We start from the raw sequence: 14,269 nt of genomic DNA, 5'->3' as shown, positions 1-14,269 counted from the left end.
GGTCCCCTTGCCGGCCTAGTACGGCTCTTCCAGCCGCTTGGCCATCTCCTCGATGTTGTCCGGCGGCCAGCCCGGGATTTCCATGCCCAGATGAAGGCCCATGCCGGCCAGCACTTCCTTGATCTCGTTCAGTGACTTGCGGCCGAAGTTCGGTGTGCGCAGCATCTCCGCCTCGGTCTTCTGCACCAGATCGCCGATGTAGATGATGTTGTCGTTCTTCAGGCAGTTGGCCGAGCGAACAGAGAGCTCGAGCTCGTCGACCTTGCGCAGAAGGTTGCGGTTGAACGGGAAATCGTCCTGCTGCTCTTCCTTGCGGACCTCGCGCGGCTCCTCGAAGTTGATGAAGAGCTGGAGTTGGTCCTGCAGGATGCGGGCGGCCAGCGCCACCGCATCGGCCGGCAGGGTCGTGCCGTTGGTCTCGACCGTCATCGACAGCTTGTCGTAGTCGGTCACCTGGCCGACGCGGCTGTTCTCGATCTTGTAGGAGACGCGCTTCACCGGGCTGAACACCGAATCGACCGGGATCAGGCCGATCGGGGCGTCCTCGGCGCGGTTGGCCGCAGCCGGGATGTAGCCCTTGCCGGTGGCGACGGTCAGCTCCATCGAAATCGAGGCGCCGTCGTCGAGCGTGCAGATCAGGTGCTTGGGATCCATGATCTGGACGTCGCCCGGCAGCTCGATCATGCCGGCCGTGACTTCGCCCGGCCCGACGGCGCGCAGATACAGACGCTGCGGACGATCGCCCTGCATCTTCACCGCCATTGCCTTGATGTTGAGGACGATGTCGACCACGTCCTCGCGCGCGCCGGGAATGGAGGAGAACTCATGCAGCACGTTGTCGATTTTGATCGACGTGACGGCCGCACCCTGGAGCGAGGACAGCAATACGCGGCGCAGCGCATTGCCAAGCGTGAGACCGAAACCGCGCTCGAGCGGCTCGGCGACGATCGTCGCCACGCGGCTCGGATCGACGCCCGCTTCGGTGACAAGCTTCTCCGGCTTGATGAGATCTTGCCAGTTCTTCTGAAGCACGGGGGCTACCTCTCTAGACCGGTTGGTTCACGCGGGCCATGAAGGGCCCGCGCCACATTCAAAACAGCGCGGCGCCAGGAGCGCGCCGCCGCTCGAACTCAGACGCGACGACGCTTGGGCGGACGGCAGCCGTTGTGCGGGATCGGCGTCACGTCGCGGATCGCGGTGACGGCGAGACCGACGGCCTGCAGCGCGCGCAAGGCCGACTCTCGGCCCGAGCCGGGGCCGCGCACCTCGATCTCGAGCGTGCGCATGCCGTGCTCCATCGCCTTGCGGCCCGCATTCTCGGCCGCCATCTGCGCGGCGAAGGGCGTCGACTTGCGCGACCCCTTGAAGCCCTGCTGCCCCGATGACGACCAGGCGATGGTATTGCCCTGCGCGTCGGTGATGGTGACGATCGTGTTGTTGAACGAGGCGTTCACATGAGCAACGCCGGCGATGATGTTCTTGCGTTCCTTGCGGCGAGGACGCGCGGTGGAAGCGGCGGCGCCACTGGCGGCGGCGGCAGGCTTGGCCATGATGCGGATCCCCTTGGTCTACTTGGTTACTTTCTTCTTGCCGGCGATCGGCTTGGCCGGACCCTTGCGGGTGCGCGCATTGGTGTGCGTGCGCTGACCATGGACAGGCAGGCCGCGGCGATGCCTGAGACCGCGGTAGCAGGCGAGATCCATCAAACGCTTGATGTTCATTGCGACTTCGCGCCGCAGGTCGCCTTCGACCGTATAGTCGCGGTCGATCGCTTCGCGGATGCGGATGACCTCGTCGTCGGTCAGCGTATTGACCCGCCGAGACTCGTCGATCCCCACTTTCCCCAGAATTTCCTTGGCCTTCGCCTGGCCAATCCCGTGGATGTACTGCAATCCGACCACCGCCCGCTTCGCGGTCGGAATGTTGACGCCGGCTATACGAGCCAAAGTTCCAACTCCTTCAAAGACTTACGGCGCGCTCATGCGCGCCCGTATGACGTTCCGCTGGCCCCGGAAAAGCGCGCGATTATATGTACCGGCGCCCCTGAGTCAACGGATCTCGAACTTGTCAAGTCCCTGCCAGAACGGCGCGGATTTGACGGTAAACCTCGTCCATGGCGGCCATCCCGTCGACCTTCCGCAGCACCTTGCGACGGTCGTAGTAGGGCAACAGGGGCTCCGTCTGGGCCCGATAGGCGGCCATCCGGGTTTTCATGGTCTCGGCATTGTCGTCCTGGCGCCGGGTGAACTCCCGGGATCCGCAGACGTCGCAGACACCCTCGACCTTCGGCCGCTTGAACTTCTCGTGATAGCCCGCACCGCACTTGGCGCAGGTGAAGCGGCCGACCACGCGCTCGGTCAGCACCTTCTCGTCCACTTCCATCTCGATCACGCGGTCGAGCGTCCTGCCCGTCTTGGCCAGCATCCTGTCGAGCGCCTCGGCCTGCGCGTCGGTCCGCGGAAAGCCGTCGAGGATGAAGCCCTTGGCGCAGTCGGGCTGTCCGATCCGATCCTCGATCAGGCCGACCATCAGCTCGTCCGGCACCAACTGGCCCTTGTCCATGATGCCCTTGGCCTTCCTGCCGAGCTCGCTGCCCGAGGCGACGGCCGCGCGCAACATGTCGCCGGTCGAGAGCTGCACCATGCCGAGCTCGCTCTGCAGCCGCTGGGCTTGCGTGCCCTTGCCCGCACCTGGCGGCCCGAGAAGTATGATGTTCATCGGCTCTGCCTCATCGGCCGCGACCGCGCAGCCGGGCCTTCTTGATGAGACCCTCGTATTGATGGGCGAGCAGGTGGGCCTGGATCTGGGTCACCGTGTCGAGTGTCACCGAAACGACGATCAGGAGGCTGGTGCCGCCGAAATAGAAGGGGACACCGCCGCGCGCGATCAGCAGCTCCGGCAAAATGCAGACCGCCGAAAGATACAGGGCGCCGATCAGCGTCAGGCGATTGAGGATGTACTCGAGATACTCGGCCGTGTTCTTGCCGGGCCGAATGCCGGGCACGAAGCCACCGTTCTTCTTGAGGTTCTCCGCCGTGTCGGTCGGATTGAACACGACCGTCGTATAGAAGAAGCAGAAAAAGACGATCAGCCCGACGTAGGCCACCAGATAGAGTGGCTGGCCGTGGCCCAGATAGGTCGCGATCCATTGGGTGATGCCGGATTCGCCGGTATTGCCTTGGAAGGACGCGATCGTGGCCGGGAAAAGCAGCAGCGACGACGCGAAAATCGGCGGAATCACGCCCGACGTATTGATCTTGAGCGGCAGATGCGAGGCCTCGCCGCCGTACATGCGATTGCCGACCTGGCGCTTGGGATATTGCACAACGATCCGACGCTGCGCGGTCTCCATGAAGACCACGACGGCCACGACCACGACGACGCCGACCATCAGGCCGATGATGAACAGGGCGGACAAGGCGCCGGTGCGGCCGAGCTCCAGGGTCTGCGCCATCGCATTCGGCAATGCCGCGACAATTCCGGCGAAGATGATCAGCGACACGCCATTGCCCACGCCGCGCGCGGTGATCTGCTCGCCGAGCCACATCAGCAGCAGTGTGCCGCCCACCAGGGTGACGATGGTCACGAACCGGAAGAATAGCCCCGGATCGTGCACGACCGGTCCGGCCGACGCGACCTGCCCTTCCAGACCGACGGCAATTCCGTAGGCCTGGAACGCGGCCAGGAACACCGTGCCGTAACGAGTGTACTGGTTGATCTTCTTGCGGCCGGCCTCGCCTTCCTTCTTCAGCGCCTCGAGCGAGGGTACGACCGTCGTCAGGATCTGCATGATGATCGAGGCCGAGATGTACGGCATGATCGACAGGGCCAGGATCGACATGCGGCCGATCGAGCCCCCCGAAAACACATCGAGCATACCGGCGATGCCGCCGGCGTTGCGATGGAAGATCTCGGCAAGCGCGGCCGGATCGACGCCCGGCACAGGAATGTAGGCGCCGATGCGGAAGACGACGAGGGCGCCCACGGTGAACCACAGGCGCTTCTTCAGCTCGGTCGCCTTACCGATCGCGCCCCAGTTCAGGTTGGATGCGAGTTGCTCGGCGGCGGATGCCATGGACCCTCACGCGTGAACGAAAACGACACGAAGAGGCGGATGCTTGGCCGCCCCCTGGACGAAATCGGCTCTAGGCCGCCTCGGCAGCAGGTTTTGGCGGCAGCTCGACCTTGCCTCCGGCCTTCTCCACCGCGGCGATCGCCGACGCCGAGGCACCGGCGACCTTGATCTCTATCTTGGACGTAATGCCGCCCTTGCCAAGCAGGCGCACGCCGTCGGCGGCGTTCTTGAACAGGCCGGCGGCCTGCATGGCGGCGCCGTCGATCGGCCTGCCGGCGTCGAGTTTCCTGTCGTCGATCGCCTTCTGCAACGTTCCGAGATTGACGATCCGCCACGCCTTCTGGTGCGGCGGACGGAAGCCGCGCTTGGGAATGCGGCGATAAAGCGGCATCTGGCCGCCCTCGAAGCCCTTGATGGCGACGCCGGTGCGGGACTTCTGGCCCTTCACGCCGCGACCCGCCGTCTTGCCCTTGCCCGAGCCGATGCCGCGGCCCACCCGCATGCGCCCTTTGCGGGCGCCTTCGTTGTCGGCGATTTCGTTCAGCTTCATCTCTTTGCCCTCCGCGCCCAGCCTCCGCTCAGCGCGCTTCCTCGTCGATGCGCACCAGATGGCGCACCTTGTTGATCATGCCGCGCACCGCGGGCGTATCGTCCAGCACGCTGACCCGGTGGCGCTTGTTCAGGCCCAGCCCGACCAGCGTCGCGCGCTGGTCGTCCGTGCGGCCGATCGGGCTGCCGGTCTGGGTGATCTTGATCTTCTTGCCGTCGGCCATGGTCCCTCTCCTCAGGCAGCCGCTTCGGCGGCCTGCTCGCCGTCGCGGCGACCGAGCAGATCGCCCACCTTCTTGCCGCGGCGGGTCGCCACCATGCGCGGCGAGTTGAGCTGTTCGAGGGCCGCGAAGGTTGCCTTGATCATGTTGTGCGGGTTGGACGTGCCCACAGACTTGGCGACGATGTCCTTGATGCCGAGGGTCTCGAAGACCGCGCGCATCGGACCGCCAGCGATGATGCCGGTGCCGGCGGGAGCGGCGCGCAGCGTGACCTTGCCGGCGCCGAAACGGCCCTTCACGTCGTGGTGCAGTGTGCGGCCGTCGCGCAACGGAACACGAACCAGGGCCCGCTTGGCCGCCTCGGTCGCCTTGCGGATCGCCTCCGGCACCTCGCGCGCCTTGCCGGCGCCATGGCCGACGCGCCCGCGCTGGTCGCCAACCACGACAATGGCGGCGAAGGCGAAGCGGCGACCGCCCTTCACTACCTTGGCCACGCGGTTGATGGTGACCAGCTTGTCGGTTAGTTCATTTTCCTCGTCGCGATCGCGATCGCGGCCCCGATCGCGATCGCGCGGGGAACGGCCGGAACCACCGGGTGAACGAGCCATTGTGCTAACTCCCGATCAGAACGACAGGCCGCCCTCGCGGGCGGCATTGGCCAGCGCAGCGACGCGGCCGTGATACATGTAGCCGCCACGGTCGAAAACGACCTGCTTGACACCGGCAGCGATCGCACGCTCGGCAATCAGCTTGCCGACCTCGGCCGCCGCGGACTTGTCGGCGCCGGTCTTGAGGCGGCCCTTGAGGCCCTCGTCGAGCGACGAGGCGGCCGCCAGTGTGGCGCCCTTCCGGTCGTCGATAACCTGCGCGTAGATGTGCTTGCCCGAGCGAAAGACGCTGAGGCGAGGGCGGCCGCCCGCGGCCTGGTGCAGCGCGTGGCGCGTGCGTCGTTGGCGACGGGCGAAGAGAGCTTTCGTATCGGCCATGATGGATCGCCTTACTTCTTCTTGCCTTCCTTGCGCCGGATCGTCTCGGTCGAGTACTTGATGCCCTTGCCCTTGTAGGGCTCCGGTGGACGCAGGCTGCGAATTTCCGAGGCGAGCTGTCCGACCCTCTGACGGTCCGCGCCGGTGATCTCGATCTCGGTCGGCTTCACCGCCTTGATCTGGATGCCGGCCGGAATCGGCACCTCGACGTCGTGACTGAAGCCGAGTTGCAATTTCAGGTTCTTGGCATCCGCCTGAGCGCGGTAGCCGACGCCGTTGATTTCGAGGTTGATGGTGAAGCCATCCGACACGCCGCGCACCATGTTCCGCGCGAGATTGCGGGCGGTGCCCCACTGCATGCGCGCGCGGCGGCTGTCGCCGCGCGGCTTGAAGGTAAGCCCTTCGGCGGTTTGGGCGACCTCGACATCATCGTGCACCACGAGCGACAGCTCGCCGCGCTTGCCCTTGACCTTGAGGGCCTGGCCCTTGAGGTCGACGGTGACGCCGCTCGGGATGGGAACCGGATTCTTGCCGACGCGCGACATGATCAGAACACCTTGCAGAGGATTTCGCCGCCGACATTGGCGGCGCGCGCCTCGGCATCCGACATGACGCCGCGCGGCGTAGACAGGATCGAAATGCCGAGTCCATTGAAATGGCGCGGCAGCTCGCGGATCTTCGAGTAGACGCGCCGGCCCGGGGTCGAGACGCGGCGGATGTCCTTTATGACGGGACGGCCGTTGTCGTACTTGAGCTCGATGCGGAGTTCCTTCACGCCGGGTCGCATCTCTTCCTCGAACCAGCCTCGGATATAGCCCTCGCGCTGGAGCACATCGAGAACACTCGACCGCATGCGCGAGGCCGGCACGGTCACGCTCTCGAGGCGCGCGGCCTGGCCGTTGCGGATGCGGGTTAGCAAATCACCGACAGGATCTGTCATCGCCATGGTCTACGGTCCCCCGTTACCAGCTCGACTTCACCACGCCGGGCAGGGCGCCCAGCGAGGCGAGCTGCCGCAGCGCCAGCCGCGAAAGCTTGAACTTGCGATACACGGCGCGTGGACGGCCTGTGATCTCGCATCGATTGCGGATGCGCGTCGGCGAGGAGTTGCGCGGCAGTTCGGCGAGCTTGAGCCGCGCGCCGAAGCGCTCCTCCGGCGTCAGCTTGTCGTCCACCGCCATCGCCTTCAGCTTGGCGCGCTTGGCAGCGTACTTCTTCGCCAGGCTAACACGCCGGTTGTTCTTCTCGACTGAACTCGTCTTGGCCATTTCGATCTCCGGCCTCAGTTCACGAACGGAAAGTCGAAACCGCGGAGAAGCGCCCTTGCTTCCGCGTCCGTCTTCGCCGTCGTGCAGATGATGATGTCCATGCCGCGCACCTGGTCGACCTTGTCGTAGTCGATCTCCGGGAACACGATCTGCTCCTTCAACCCCATGGCGAAGTTGCCATTGCCGTCGAAGGACTTGCCGTTCAGGCCGCGGAAGTCGCGAACACGCGGGAGCGCGACGTTGATCAGGCGGTCGATGAACTCGTACATGCGATCGCGGCGCAGCGTGACCTTGGCACCGATCGCCATGCCTTCGCGCAGCTTGAAGGTGGCAATCGACTTGCGCGACTTCGTGATCACCGGCTTCTGGCCGGTGATAGCCGTCAGATCGGCCACCGCGCCGTCGACGGCCTTGCGATCATTGACCGCCTCGCCGACGCCCATGTTGATCACGATCTTGTCGAGCTTCGGCACCTCGAAGGGGTTCTTGTAGGAGAACTCCTTGGTGAGCGCCTCTCGGATCGTCTTGGTGTAGTGCTCTTGCAGTCGCGCGGGCATGGCCCGTTCTCCTAGCGGTCGATTGTTTCGCCGGAGGCGCGCGCGAAACGCACTTTCCGGCCGTCTTCGAGAAATTTGAATCCGACCTTGGTGGGCTTGTCGGACTTGGGGTCGAGCAGCGCCACGTTGGACACGTGGATCGCGGCCTCGCGTTCGATGATGCCGCCGGCATCGGTGCGGCCGGGCTTGGTATGACGCTTGATCACGTTCACGCCCGACACCACGACACGCTGTTCGGCGGGCAGCACGCGTAGCACGTCACCCACCTTGCCCTTGCTGCGCCCGGCGATGACCTTCACCCGGTCGCCCTTGCGGATCTTGAGCTTGACGGTCATGGCCTAGAGGACCTCCGGCGCGAGCGAGATGATCTTCATGAACTTCTTGGCGCGCAGCTCGCGTGTCACCGGTCCGAAGATGCGGGTGCCGATCGGCTCATCCTGCTTGCTGATCAGAACGGCGGCGTTGCGATCGAAGCGGATGGCGCTGCCGTCCGGCCGGCGCAACGCGAACGAGGTGCGCACCACGACAGCGCGATGCACCTCGCCCTTCTTCACGCGGCCGCGCGGAATCGCTTCCTTCACCGATACGACGATGACGTCTCCCACGCTGGCGTATTTTCGGCGCGAGCCACCCAGCACCTTGATACACTGGACCCGACGGGCGCCGGAATTGTCGGCGACCTCGAGATTGGTACGCATCTGGATCATGTCTGCCTGCCCCGCGCCCTAAGCCTTCGCGCCTTCGACCAGAACTTCCCAGCTTTTTGTCCTGGACAACGGCCGGCACTCGCGGATGCGCACGCTCTCGCCCACCTTGCCCTTGAAGGCATTGGTCTCGTCGTGTGCGTGATACTTCTTCGACCGGCGGATGAACTTCTTGTAGATCGGGTGCTGAACGCGTCGCTCGACCTTTACCACGATGGTCTTGTCCATCTTGTCGCTGACGACGACGCCTTCGAGAATTCGCTTCGGCATTGATGACTCCTTAACCCGCGGCCTTCTCGCCCAGCACCGTCTTGATGCGGGCGATGTCGCGGCGGACCTGGCGCACGCGGCCGGTCTTGCCGAGCTGGCCGCTGGCCTTCTGGAAGCGCAGGTTGAACGCCTCCTTGCGCAGATTGCCGAGCTCCTCCTTGAGCTGATCCCTCGTCTTGGGTCGTAGATCACTGGCCTTCATGGCTTTCTCCTCAACCCTCGGCGCCGATGCGGCTGACGAAACGCGTCTTGATCGGCAGCTTGGCGGCAGCCAGCGCGAGCGCCTCGCGGGCGACCGTGACCGGAACGCCGTCCAGCTCAAACAGCACGCGACCGGGCTTCACGCGAGCGGCCCAGAACTCGGGCGCCCCCTTGCCGGAGCCCATGCGGACCTCGGCCGGCTTCTTGGAGACCGGCACGTCGGGGAAGACGCGGATCCACACGCGCCCGGCACGCTTCATGTGACGGGTGATGGCCCGGCGGGCAGCCTCGATTTGGCGCGCGGTAAGGCGGTCGGGCTCCATCGCCTTCAGGCCGAACGAGCCGAAGTCGAGATTGAATCCGCCCTTGGCCGCGCCACTGATGCGGCCTTTGAAAGCCTTGCGGTACTTGGTGCGCTTCGGTTGCAGCATGGCGTCTTACGCGTCCCTCTGCTCGGTGCGCTCGACGCGCGCCGGCGTGCGTTGCGGCGCGGCTTCCTCGGCGCGCTTGTCGTGCGCCATCGGGTCGTGCGCCATGATCTCGCCCTTGAACACCCAGACCTTCACCCCGCAGGTGCCGAAGGTGGTGAAGGCGGTGGCGGTTCCGTAATCGATGTCGGCGCGCAGCGTGTGCAGCGGCACCCGGCCCTCGCGATACCACTCCATGCGCGCGATCTCGGCGCCACCCAGCCGGCCGGAGCAGTTGATGCGGATGCCCTGGGCGCCGAGCCGCATGGCCGACTGCACGGCACGTTTCATGGCGCGACGGAAGGCAACGCGGCGCTCGAGCTGCTGAGCGATGTTCTCGGCGATCAGCGTGGCATCGATCTCGGGCTTGCGGATCTCGACGATGTTCAGCGCCACCTCGCCCTTGGTCATCTTGGCGAGGTCGCCCCGCAGCTTCTCGATATCGGCACCCTTCTTGCCGATCACCACGCCTGGACGGGCAGTATGGATGGTCACGCGGGCGCGCTTGGCCGGCCGTTCGATGACGATCTTGGCCACGCCGGCCTGCGCCAGCCGCTCACGCAGCACCTTGCGGATATGGATATCCTCGTGGAGCATCGTCGAATATTCGCCGCCCTCCGCATACCAGCGCGAGTCCCAGGTCCGGTTGATGCCGAGACGCAGGCCGATCGGATTGACCTTCTGACCCATGTTACTTGTCCTCCGCCTCGGGCCGCTCGCGCACCACGATCGTGAGGTGGCTGAACGGCTTGACGATTCCCGCCGCACGGCCGCGGCCGCGGGTATGGAAACGCTTCATGACGAGGCCCTTGCCGACCGACGCCTCGGCCACCACCAGGCGGTCGACGTCGAGATTGTGGTTGTTCTCGGCATTGGCGATGGCCGAGTTCAGCGCCTTCCTCACGTCCTGCGCGATGCGCTTCTTGGAGAAGGTCAGCTCGTTGACGGCCGACGAGGCCTTCTTGCCGCGAATCGTGGCGGCGACGAGGTCGAGCTTGCGCGGGCTGATGCGGATGGTGCGCAGCACGGCCTTGGCCTCGTTGTCCGCCTCGCGGCGGGGAGCGGATGGCTTGCTCATCGCGCGCTACTCCTTGGCGACCTTCTTGTCACCTGAGTGGGAGGTGAAGGTGCGGGTCGGCGAAAACTCGCCGAGCTTGTGTCCGACCATCTCCTCGGTGACATTCACCGGAATGAACTTCTTGCCGTTGTAGACGCCGAACGTCAGGCCGACGAACTGCGGCAGGATCGTCGAGCGCCGCGACCAGGTCTTGATCACGTCGCTGCGCACGCTCTGGCGCGCCTTCTCGGCCTTCTTGATCAGGCTGCCCTCGACAAAGGGACCTTTCCAAACGGAACGTGCCACTTGCTTGCCTCCTCAGCCTGCCGTCAACGGGTCGCGTGACGGCGGCGGATGATGAACTTGTCAGTCGCCTTGTTCTTGCGGGTCTTCTTGCCCTTCGTCGGCTTGCCCCACGGCGTCACCGGGTGGCGGCCGCCCGAGGTCTTGCCCTCGCCGCCGCCATGCGGCTGATCCACCGGGTTCATCGCCACGCCGCGCACCACCGGACGGCGGCCAAGCCAGCGTTGGCGGCCTGCCTTGCCGGCGACCGTGTTCTGGTTGTCCGGGTTGGACACCGCACCAACGGTGGCGAGACATTCGCCCGGCACCAGGCGCAGCTCGCCCGAATTCAGCTTGATCTGGGCATAGCCCGCATCCTTGCCGACGAGCTGGGCATAAGTCCCGGCGGAACGCGCAAGCTGGCCGCCGCGGCCGCGCTTCAGCTCGACATTGTGCACGATCGTGCCGACCGGCATGTTCGCGAGCGGCATGGCGTTGCCCGGCTTGATGTCGACACGTTCGCCCGACACGACCTGATCACCCGCCTTGAGCCGCTGGGGCGCCAGGATGTAGGAGAGTTCCCCGTCGGCATACTTGATCAGCGCGATGAAGGCCGAGCGGTTGGGATCGTACTCGAGCCGCTCCACGGTCGCCGCCACGTCGAACCTGCGACGCTTGAAGTCGACCAGGCGCAGGCGCCGCTTGTGCCCGCCGCCGCGATGATTGGCCGTGATGTGACCGTGATTGTTGCGACCGCCCGTTTCGACCTTGCCGCTCGTCAGCGCCTTGACCGGCTTGCCCTTCCACAGGCTGGCGCGGTCGACGATGACCAGCTGTCGCAGCGATGGCGTGATCGGCTTGAAACTCTTGAGAGCCATTTCTCGTTCCCCGTCCTACAGGCCCGTGGTCACGTCGATCTTTTGACCTTCGGCCAACGAGACGATCGCTTTCTTCCAGTCGCTTCGCACACCCGCATGACCGCGGAAAACCTTGGCCTTGCCCTTCACGGTAACGGTGTTCACCGCCCTGACCTTGACCTTGAACAGAGCTTCGACCGCCTGCCTGATCTCCGGCTTGGTGGCGTCCATCGACACGCGGAAGGTGACCTGGCCGTGTTCCGAGCCGTTGGTGGTCTTCTCGGTGATGAGCGGTGCGCGGATCACCTCGTACATGCGCGCCCGCGACACCGGGCTGGGTTTGGTCCTCGCGCTCATTGCAGGCGCTCCTCGAGATGCTTCACCGCATCCTTCGTCAGCACGAGCGTATCGCGCCGCAGGATGTCGTAGACGTTCGCGCCCTGCTGCGGCAGCACATCGACATGGGCGATGTTTGCCGCCGCGCGGGCGAAGTTGATGTCGACCTCGGCGCCGGCGATGACCAGCACGCTCGAGAGACCCAGCTTGCCGAAATGACCCTCGAGCCTGGCCGTCTTGGGTTCCGGTAACGCCGCACTGTCGAGAACTATCAGCTTGCCTTCGGCCGCCTTGGCCGATAGCGCCGTGCGCAGGGCGAGCTTGCGCACCTTCTTCGGCAGGTCGCTGGCATGGCTGCGGACCACGGGACCGAACGCCTTGCCACCGCCGCGGAACTGCGGCGCGGCCTCGTTGCCATGGCGCGCGCGACCGGTCCCCTTCTGGGCATACATCTTCTTGGCCGTCGCCGTGACCTCGGAACGGCCCTTGGTCTTGTGCGTGCCCTGCTGGCGGCGTGAGAGCTGCCACACCACGCAGCGCTGCAGGATGTCCCTGCGGACGGGCACGGCGAACACCGCGTCGGCGAGATCGATCTCGCCGGCGCTGCCGCCATCGATGGTCTTGACCGCGATCTTCATGACCTGATCCTCAAGCCTGCGGGGCCGCGTCGGCGGCCGGCGCCTCGGGCGCCGGCGCGGCAGCCTTGCGCAGGCCGGCCGGGTAAGGGGCCTCCTTGGGACGGGCGCGCTTGGAGGCGTCCTTGACGATGATGTAACCGCCCGCCGGGCCGGGCACCGCGCCGGAAACCAGCAGCAGGCCCTTCTCGTCGTCGGTGGCCACGATCTTCAGGTTCTGCGTGGTCACGCGCTCGTGGCCGTAGTGGCCCGCCATCTTCTTGCCAGGGAAGGTTCGGCCGGGATCCTGGCGGTTGCCGGTCGAACCGTGGCTGCGATGCGAGACCGACACGCCGTGGCTGGCTTCGAGGCCGCCGAAGTTCCAGCGCACCATCGAGCCTGTGAAGCCGCGGCCGATCGTGGTGCCGACCACGTCGACGAACTGGCCCGGCACGAAATGGCTCGGCACCAGCTCGGCACCGACCTCCAGGACCGCATCCTTGGCGACCCGGAACTCGACGAGCTTCTTCTTCGGCTCGACCTTGGCCTTGGCGAAATGACCGCGCATCGGCTGCGTCACGTTCTTCACCTTGGCCTTGCCGTAGCCGAGCTGCACGGCAGTGTACTTGTCCTTCTCTTCCGAGCGGACGGCGACAACCTGCAGCTGATCCACCTTCAGAACGGTGACGGGCACGTGTTCCCCGGCGTCGTTGAAGACGCGGGTCATGCCGACCTTCTGGGCGACGAGACCGCAACGCATGGTCCTGTTCCTCTTTCCTGTCCCTGCCGCGCAGCCCTCAGGCGCCCAACTTGATTTCGACGTCGACGCCGGAGGCGAGATCGAGCTTCATCAGCGCGTCCACGGTCTGGGGCGTCGGATCGACGATATCGAGCACGCGCTTGTGCGTGCGCACCTCGAACTGCTCGCGCGACTTCTTGTCGATGTGCGGCGAGCGGTTGACCGTGAACCGCTCGATGCGGGTGGGCAGCGGGATCGGTCCCCGAACCTGCGCGCCCGTCCGCTTCGCGGTGCTGACGATCTCGCTCGTCGACGTGTCGAGTACGCGATGATCGAAGGCTTTGAGCCGGATGCGGATATTGGTGCTGTCCATGATCTGCTCGCTCGTGCGCCGTTCGGTTACTTGACGATTTTGGTGACGACGCCGGCGCCGACGGTTCGGCCGCCCTCGCGGATGGCGAAGCGCAGGCCCTCGTCCATGGCGATCGGCTGGATCAGCTCGACCACCGTCCGCGCATTGTCCCCCGGCATCACCATCTCCGTGCCCTCCGGCAACGTCACAACCCCGGTCACGTCGGTCGTCCGGAAGTAGAACTGCGGCCGGTAGTTGGTGAAGAACGGCGTGTGACGGCCACCCTCCTCCTTGGTCAGGATGTACGCCTCGGCCTCGAAGTTCGTGTGCGGCGTGATCGACCCCGGCTTCGCCAGCACCTGCCCGCGCTCCACGTCCTCGCGGCCCACGCCGCGCAGCAGGGCCCCGATGTTGTCCCCCGCCTCGCCCTGGTCCAGCAGCTTGCGGAACATCTCGACACCCGTCACCACCGTCTTCGCCGTCGGCCGCAGACCCACGATCTCCACTTCCTCGCCGACCTTGACCACACCCCGCTCCACACGGCCCGTCACCACCGTGCCGCGGCCCGAGATCGAGAAAACGTCCTCGATCGGCATCAAAAACGGCTTGTCCTTGTCGCGCGTCGGCTGCGGGATGTACCGGTCGACCTCCGCCATCAGCGCCAGCACCGACTGCTCGCCCTGCTCCGGATTCCTGTCCTCCAGCGCCATCAGCGCCGAACCCCGCACCACCGG

At 65.6% G+C, this 14,269-nt stretch carries 27 protein-coding genes; all 27 read right to left on the bottom strand.

Annotation, left to right across the window (positions count from 1 at the left end):
* Window positions 1-15: 15 nt before the first annotated feature.
* Complete coding sequence (locus VH499_RS23505; protein ID WP_332055202.1) at window positions 16-1,032, bottom strand: DNA-directed RNA polymerase subunit alpha; 1,017 nt, start codon at window positions 1,030-1,032, stop codon at window positions 16-18.
* A gap of 98 nt (window positions 1,033-1,130) precedes the next feature.
* Entirely contained in the window at window positions 1,131-1,550 is a 420-nt protein-coding gene (gene rpsK, locus VH499_RS23500) for a 30S ribosomal protein S11 (RefSeq protein ID WP_332055201.1), read from the bottom strand.
* 18 nt (window positions 1,551-1,568) lie between these two features.
* Complete coding sequence (gene rpsM, locus VH499_RS23495) at window positions 1,569-1,946, bottom strand: 30S ribosomal protein S13 (protein ID WP_332055200.1); 378 nt, start codon at window positions 1,944-1,946, stop codon at window positions 1,569-1,571.
* Window positions 1,947-2,067: 121 nt separating this feature from the next.
* On the bottom strand, window positions 2,068-2,718 hold the full coding sequence (locus VH499_RS23490; protein ID WP_332055199.1) for an adenylate kinase: 651 nt from the start codon (window positions 2,716-2,718) through the stop codon (window positions 2,068-2,070).
* A gap of 10 nt (window positions 2,719-2,728) precedes the next feature.
* Complete coding sequence (gene secY / locus VH499_RS23485) at window positions 2,729-4,075, bottom strand: preprotein translocase subunit SecY (RefSeq protein WP_332055198.1); 1,347 nt, start codon at window positions 4,073-4,075, stop codon at window positions 2,729-2,731.
* A 70-nt stretch (window positions 4,076-4,145) separates the two neighbouring features.
* On the bottom strand, window positions 4,146-4,625 hold the full coding sequence (gene rplO / locus VH499_RS23480; RefSeq protein WP_332055197.1) for a 50S ribosomal protein L15: 480 nt from the start codon (window positions 4,623-4,625) through the stop codon (window positions 4,146-4,148).
* Window positions 4,626-4,653: 28 nt separating this feature from the next.
* Window positions 4,654-4,848 carry a 50S ribosomal protein L30 gene (rpmD, locus tag VH499_RS23475; RefSeq protein WP_332055196.1) on the bottom strand — a complete coding sequence of 65 codons (195 nt, stop codon included), beginning with the start codon at window positions 4,846-4,848 and terminating at the stop codon, window positions 4,654-4,656.
* An 11-nt stretch (window positions 4,849-4,859) separates the two neighbouring features.
* Complete coding sequence (rpsE, locus tag VH499_RS23470) at window positions 4,860-5,453, bottom strand: 30S ribosomal protein S5 (RefSeq protein ID WP_332055195.1); 594 nt, start codon at window positions 5,451-5,453, stop codon at window positions 4,860-4,862.
* A 15-nt stretch (window positions 5,454-5,468) separates the two neighbouring features.
* Entirely contained in the window at window positions 5,469-5,831 is a 363-nt protein-coding gene (rplR, locus tag VH499_RS23465) for a 50S ribosomal protein L18 (RefSeq protein WP_332055194.1), read from the bottom strand.
* Between the two features lie 11 nt (window positions 5,832-5,842).
* The gene (gene rplF / locus VH499_RS23460; protein ID WP_332055193.1) at window positions 5,843-6,376 is read right to left on the bottom strand and encodes a 50S ribosomal protein L6; all 534 of its coding nucleotides are present in this window, start codon (window positions 6,374-6,376) and stop codon (window positions 5,843-5,845) included.
* Window positions 6,377-6,378: 2 nt separating this feature from the next.
* A complete protein-coding gene (gene rpsH, locus VH499_RS23455) occupies window positions 6,379-6,777 on the bottom strand; it encodes a 30S ribosomal protein S8 (RefSeq protein ID WP_332055192.1) in 399 nt (132 codons plus the stop codon).
* A 16-nt stretch (window positions 6,778-6,793) separates the two neighbouring features.
* The gene (gene rpsN / locus VH499_RS23450; protein ID WP_332055191.1) at window positions 6,794-7,099 is read right to left on the bottom strand and encodes a 30S ribosomal protein S14; all 306 of its coding nucleotides are present in this window, start codon (window positions 7,097-7,099) and stop codon (window positions 6,794-6,796) included.
* Window positions 7,100-7,113: 14 nt separating this feature from the next.
* Complete coding sequence (rplE, locus tag VH499_RS23445; RefSeq protein WP_332055190.1) at window positions 7,114-7,656, bottom strand: 50S ribosomal protein L5; 543 nt, start codon at window positions 7,654-7,656, stop codon at window positions 7,114-7,116.
* 11 nt (window positions 7,657-7,667) lie between these two features.
* A complete protein-coding gene (gene rplX / locus VH499_RS23440) occupies window positions 7,668-7,991 on the bottom strand; it encodes a 50S ribosomal protein L24 (RefSeq protein WP_332055189.1) in 324 nt (107 codons plus the stop codon).
* 3 nt (window positions 7,992-7,994) lie between these two features.
* Window positions 7,995-8,363 (bottom strand): 50S ribosomal protein L14, encoded by a 369-nt coding sequence (rplN, locus tag VH499_RS23435; RefSeq protein WP_332055188.1) that lies wholly within the window; start codon window positions 8,361-8,363, stop codon window positions 7,995-7,997.
* Window positions 8,364-8,381: 18 nt separating this feature from the next.
* Complete coding sequence (gene rpsQ / locus VH499_RS23430; RefSeq protein ID WP_332055187.1) at window positions 8,382-8,630, bottom strand: 30S ribosomal protein S17; 249 nt, start codon at window positions 8,628-8,630, stop codon at window positions 8,382-8,384.
* Between the two features lie 10 nt (window positions 8,631-8,640).
* A complete protein-coding gene (gene rpmC / locus VH499_RS23425) occupies window positions 8,641-8,832 on the bottom strand; it encodes a 50S ribosomal protein L29 (protein WP_332055186.1) in 192 nt (63 codons plus the stop codon).
* A gap of 10 nt (window positions 8,833-8,842) precedes the next feature.
* On the bottom strand, window positions 8,843-9,262 hold the full coding sequence (gene rplP, locus VH499_RS23420; RefSeq protein ID WP_332055185.1) for a 50S ribosomal protein L16: 420 nt from the start codon (window positions 9,260-9,262) through the stop codon (window positions 8,843-8,845).
* A 6-nt stretch (window positions 9,263-9,268) separates the two neighbouring features.
* Complete coding sequence (rpsC, locus tag VH499_RS23415) at window positions 9,269-9,988, bottom strand: 30S ribosomal protein S3 (RefSeq protein WP_332055184.1); 720 nt, start codon at window positions 9,986-9,988, stop codon at window positions 9,269-9,271.
* A gap of 1 nt (window position 9,989) precedes the next feature.
* Window positions 9,990-10,376 carry a 50S ribosomal protein L22 gene (gene rplV / locus VH499_RS23410; protein WP_332055183.1) on the bottom strand — a complete coding sequence of 129 codons (387 nt, stop codon included), beginning with the start codon at window positions 10,374-10,376 and terminating at the stop codon, window positions 9,990-9,992.
* Window positions 10,377-10,382: 6 nt separating this feature from the next.
* Window positions 10,383-10,661, bottom strand: a complete 279-nt coding sequence (rpsS, locus tag VH499_RS23405; protein WP_332055182.1) for a 30S ribosomal protein S19 — start codon at window positions 10,659-10,661, stop codon at window positions 10,383-10,385.
* Between the two features lie 23 nt (window positions 10,662-10,684).
* Window positions 10,685-11,515: a 50S ribosomal protein L2 gene (gene rplB, locus VH499_RS23400; protein WP_332055181.1), complete on the bottom strand. Its 831-nt coding sequence runs from the start codon at window positions 11,513-11,515 to the stop codon at window positions 10,685-10,687.
* Between the two features lie 15 nt (window positions 11,516-11,530).
* The gene (locus VH499_RS23395) at window positions 11,531-11,851 is read right to left on the bottom strand and encodes a 50S ribosomal protein L23 (protein ID WP_332055180.1); all 321 of its coding nucleotides are present in this window, start codon (window positions 11,849-11,851) and stop codon (window positions 11,531-11,533) included.
* Window positions 11,848-12,468 carry a 50S ribosomal protein L4 gene (rplD, locus tag VH499_RS23390; RefSeq protein WP_332055179.1) on the bottom strand — a complete coding sequence of 207 codons (621 nt, stop codon included), beginning with the start codon at window positions 12,466-12,468 and terminating at the stop codon, window positions 11,848-11,850. Before rplD ends, VH499_RS23395 begins: the two co-directional genes overlap by 4 nt.
* Before the next feature lie 10 nt (window positions 12,469-12,478).
* The gene (gene rplC, locus VH499_RS23385) at window positions 12,479-13,204 is read right to left on the bottom strand and encodes a 50S ribosomal protein L3 (RefSeq protein WP_332055178.1); all 726 of its coding nucleotides are present in this window, start codon (window positions 13,202-13,204) and stop codon (window positions 12,479-12,481) included.
* Window positions 13,205-13,241: 37 nt separating this feature from the next.
* On the bottom strand, window positions 13,242-13,556 hold the full coding sequence (gene rpsJ / locus VH499_RS23380; RefSeq protein WP_020695005.1) for a 30S ribosomal protein S10: 315 nt from the start codon (window positions 13,554-13,556) through the stop codon (window positions 13,242-13,244).
* A 26-nt stretch (window positions 13,557-13,582) separates the two neighbouring features.
* Window positions 13,583-14,269, bottom strand: a 687-nt coding sequence (locus VH499_RS23375; RefSeq protein WP_332055177.1) for an EF-Tu/IF-2/RF-3 family GTPase, incomplete at its 5' end; no start/stop codon positions are given.

Origin of the sequence: Reyranella sp. (assembly GCF_036558665.1) — a bacterium.
In the GTDB taxonomy this organism is placed as follows: domain Bacteria; phylum Pseudomonadota; class Alphaproteobacteria; order Reyranellales; family Reyranellaceae; genus Reyranella.
This window is presented reverse-complemented; position numbering and strand designations above follow the sequence as displayed.

Bases quoted from the DNA above. Each gene is read 5' to 3' on its own strand.
- rpsK (WP_332055201.1), bottom strand. From the start codon at position 1,550: ATGGCCAAGCCTGCCGCCGCCGCCAGTGGCGCCGCCGCTTCCACCGCG.
- VH499_RS23490 (WP_332055199.1), bottom strand. From the start codon at position 2,718: ATGAACATCATACTTCTCGGGCCGCCAGGTGCGGGCAAGGGCACGCAA.
- secY (WP_332055198.1), bottom strand. From the start codon at position 4,075: ATGGCATCCGCCGCCGAGCAACTCGCATCCAACCTGAACTGGGGCGCG.
- rplO (WP_332055197.1), bottom strand. From the start codon at position 4,625: ATGAAGCTGAACGAAATCGCCGACAACGAAGGCGCCCGCAAAGGGCGC.
- rpmD (WP_332055196.1), bottom strand. From the start codon at position 4,848: ATGGCCGACGGCAAGAAGATCAAGATCACCCAGACCGGCAGCCCGATC.
- rpsE (WP_332055195.1), bottom strand. From the start codon at position 5,453: ATGGCTCGTTCACCCGGTGGTTCCGGCCGTTCCCCGCGCGATCGCGAT.
- rplR (WP_332055194.1), bottom strand. From the start codon at position 5,831: ATGGCCGATACGAAAGCTCTCTTCGCCCGTCGCCAACGACGCACGCGC.
- rplF (WP_332055193.1), bottom strand. From the start codon at position 6,376: ATGTCGCGCGTCGGCAAGAATCCGGTTCCCATCCCGAGCGGCGTCACC.
- rpsH (WP_332055192.1), bottom strand. From the start codon at position 6,777: ATGGCGATGACAGATCCTGTCGGTGATTTGCTAACCCGCATCCGCAAC.
- rpsN (WP_332055191.1), bottom strand. From the start codon at position 7,099: ATGGCCAAGACGAGTTCAGTCGAGAAGAACAACCGGCGTGTTAGCCTG.
- rplE (WP_332055190.1), bottom strand. From the start codon at position 7,656: ATGCCCGCGCGACTGCAAGAGCACTACACCAAGACGATCCGAGAGGCG.
- rplX (WP_332055189.1), bottom strand. From the start codon at position 7,991: ATGACCGTCAAGCTCAAGATCCGCAAGGGCGACCGGGTGAAGGTCATC.
- rplN (WP_332055188.1), bottom strand. From the start codon at position 8,363: ATGATCCAGATGCGTACCAATCTCGAGGTCGCCGACAATTCCGGCGCC.
- rpsQ (WP_332055187.1), bottom strand. From the start codon at position 8,630: ATGCCGAAGCGAATTCTCGAAGGCGTCGTCGTCAGCGACAAGATGGAC.
- rpmC (WP_332055186.1), bottom strand. From the start codon at position 8,832: ATGAAGGCCAGTGATCTACGACCCAAGACGAGGGATCAGCTCAAGGAG.
- rplP (WP_332055185.1), bottom strand. From the start codon at position 9,262: ATGCTGCAACCGAAGCGCACCAAGTACCGCAAGGCTTTCAAAGGCCGC.
- rpsC (WP_332055184.1), bottom strand. From the start codon at position 9,988: ATGGGTCAGAAGGTCAATCCGATCGGCCTGCGTCTCGGCATCAACCGG.
- rplV (WP_332055183.1), bottom strand. From the start codon at position 10,376: ATGAGCAAGCCATCCGCTCCCCGCCGCGAGGCGGACAACGAGGCCAAG.
- rplB (WP_332055181.1), bottom strand. From the start codon at position 11,515: ATGGCTCTCAAGAGTTTCAAGCCGATCACGCCATCGCTGCGACAGCTG.
- VH499_RS23395 (WP_332055180.1), bottom strand. From the start codon at position 11,851: ATGAGCGCGAGGACCAAACCCAGCCCGGTGTCGCGGGCGCGCATGTAC.
- rplD (WP_332055179.1), bottom strand. From the start codon at position 12,468: ATGAAGATCGCGGTCAAGACCATCGATGGCGGCAGCGCCGGCGAGATC.
- rplC (WP_332055178.1), bottom strand. From the start codon at position 13,204: ATGCGTTGCGGTCTCGTCGCCCAGAAGGTCGGCATGACCCGCGTCTTC.
- rpsJ (WP_020695005.1), bottom strand. From the start codon at position 13,556: ATGGACAGCACCAATATCCGCATCCGGCTCAAAGCCTTCGATCATCGC.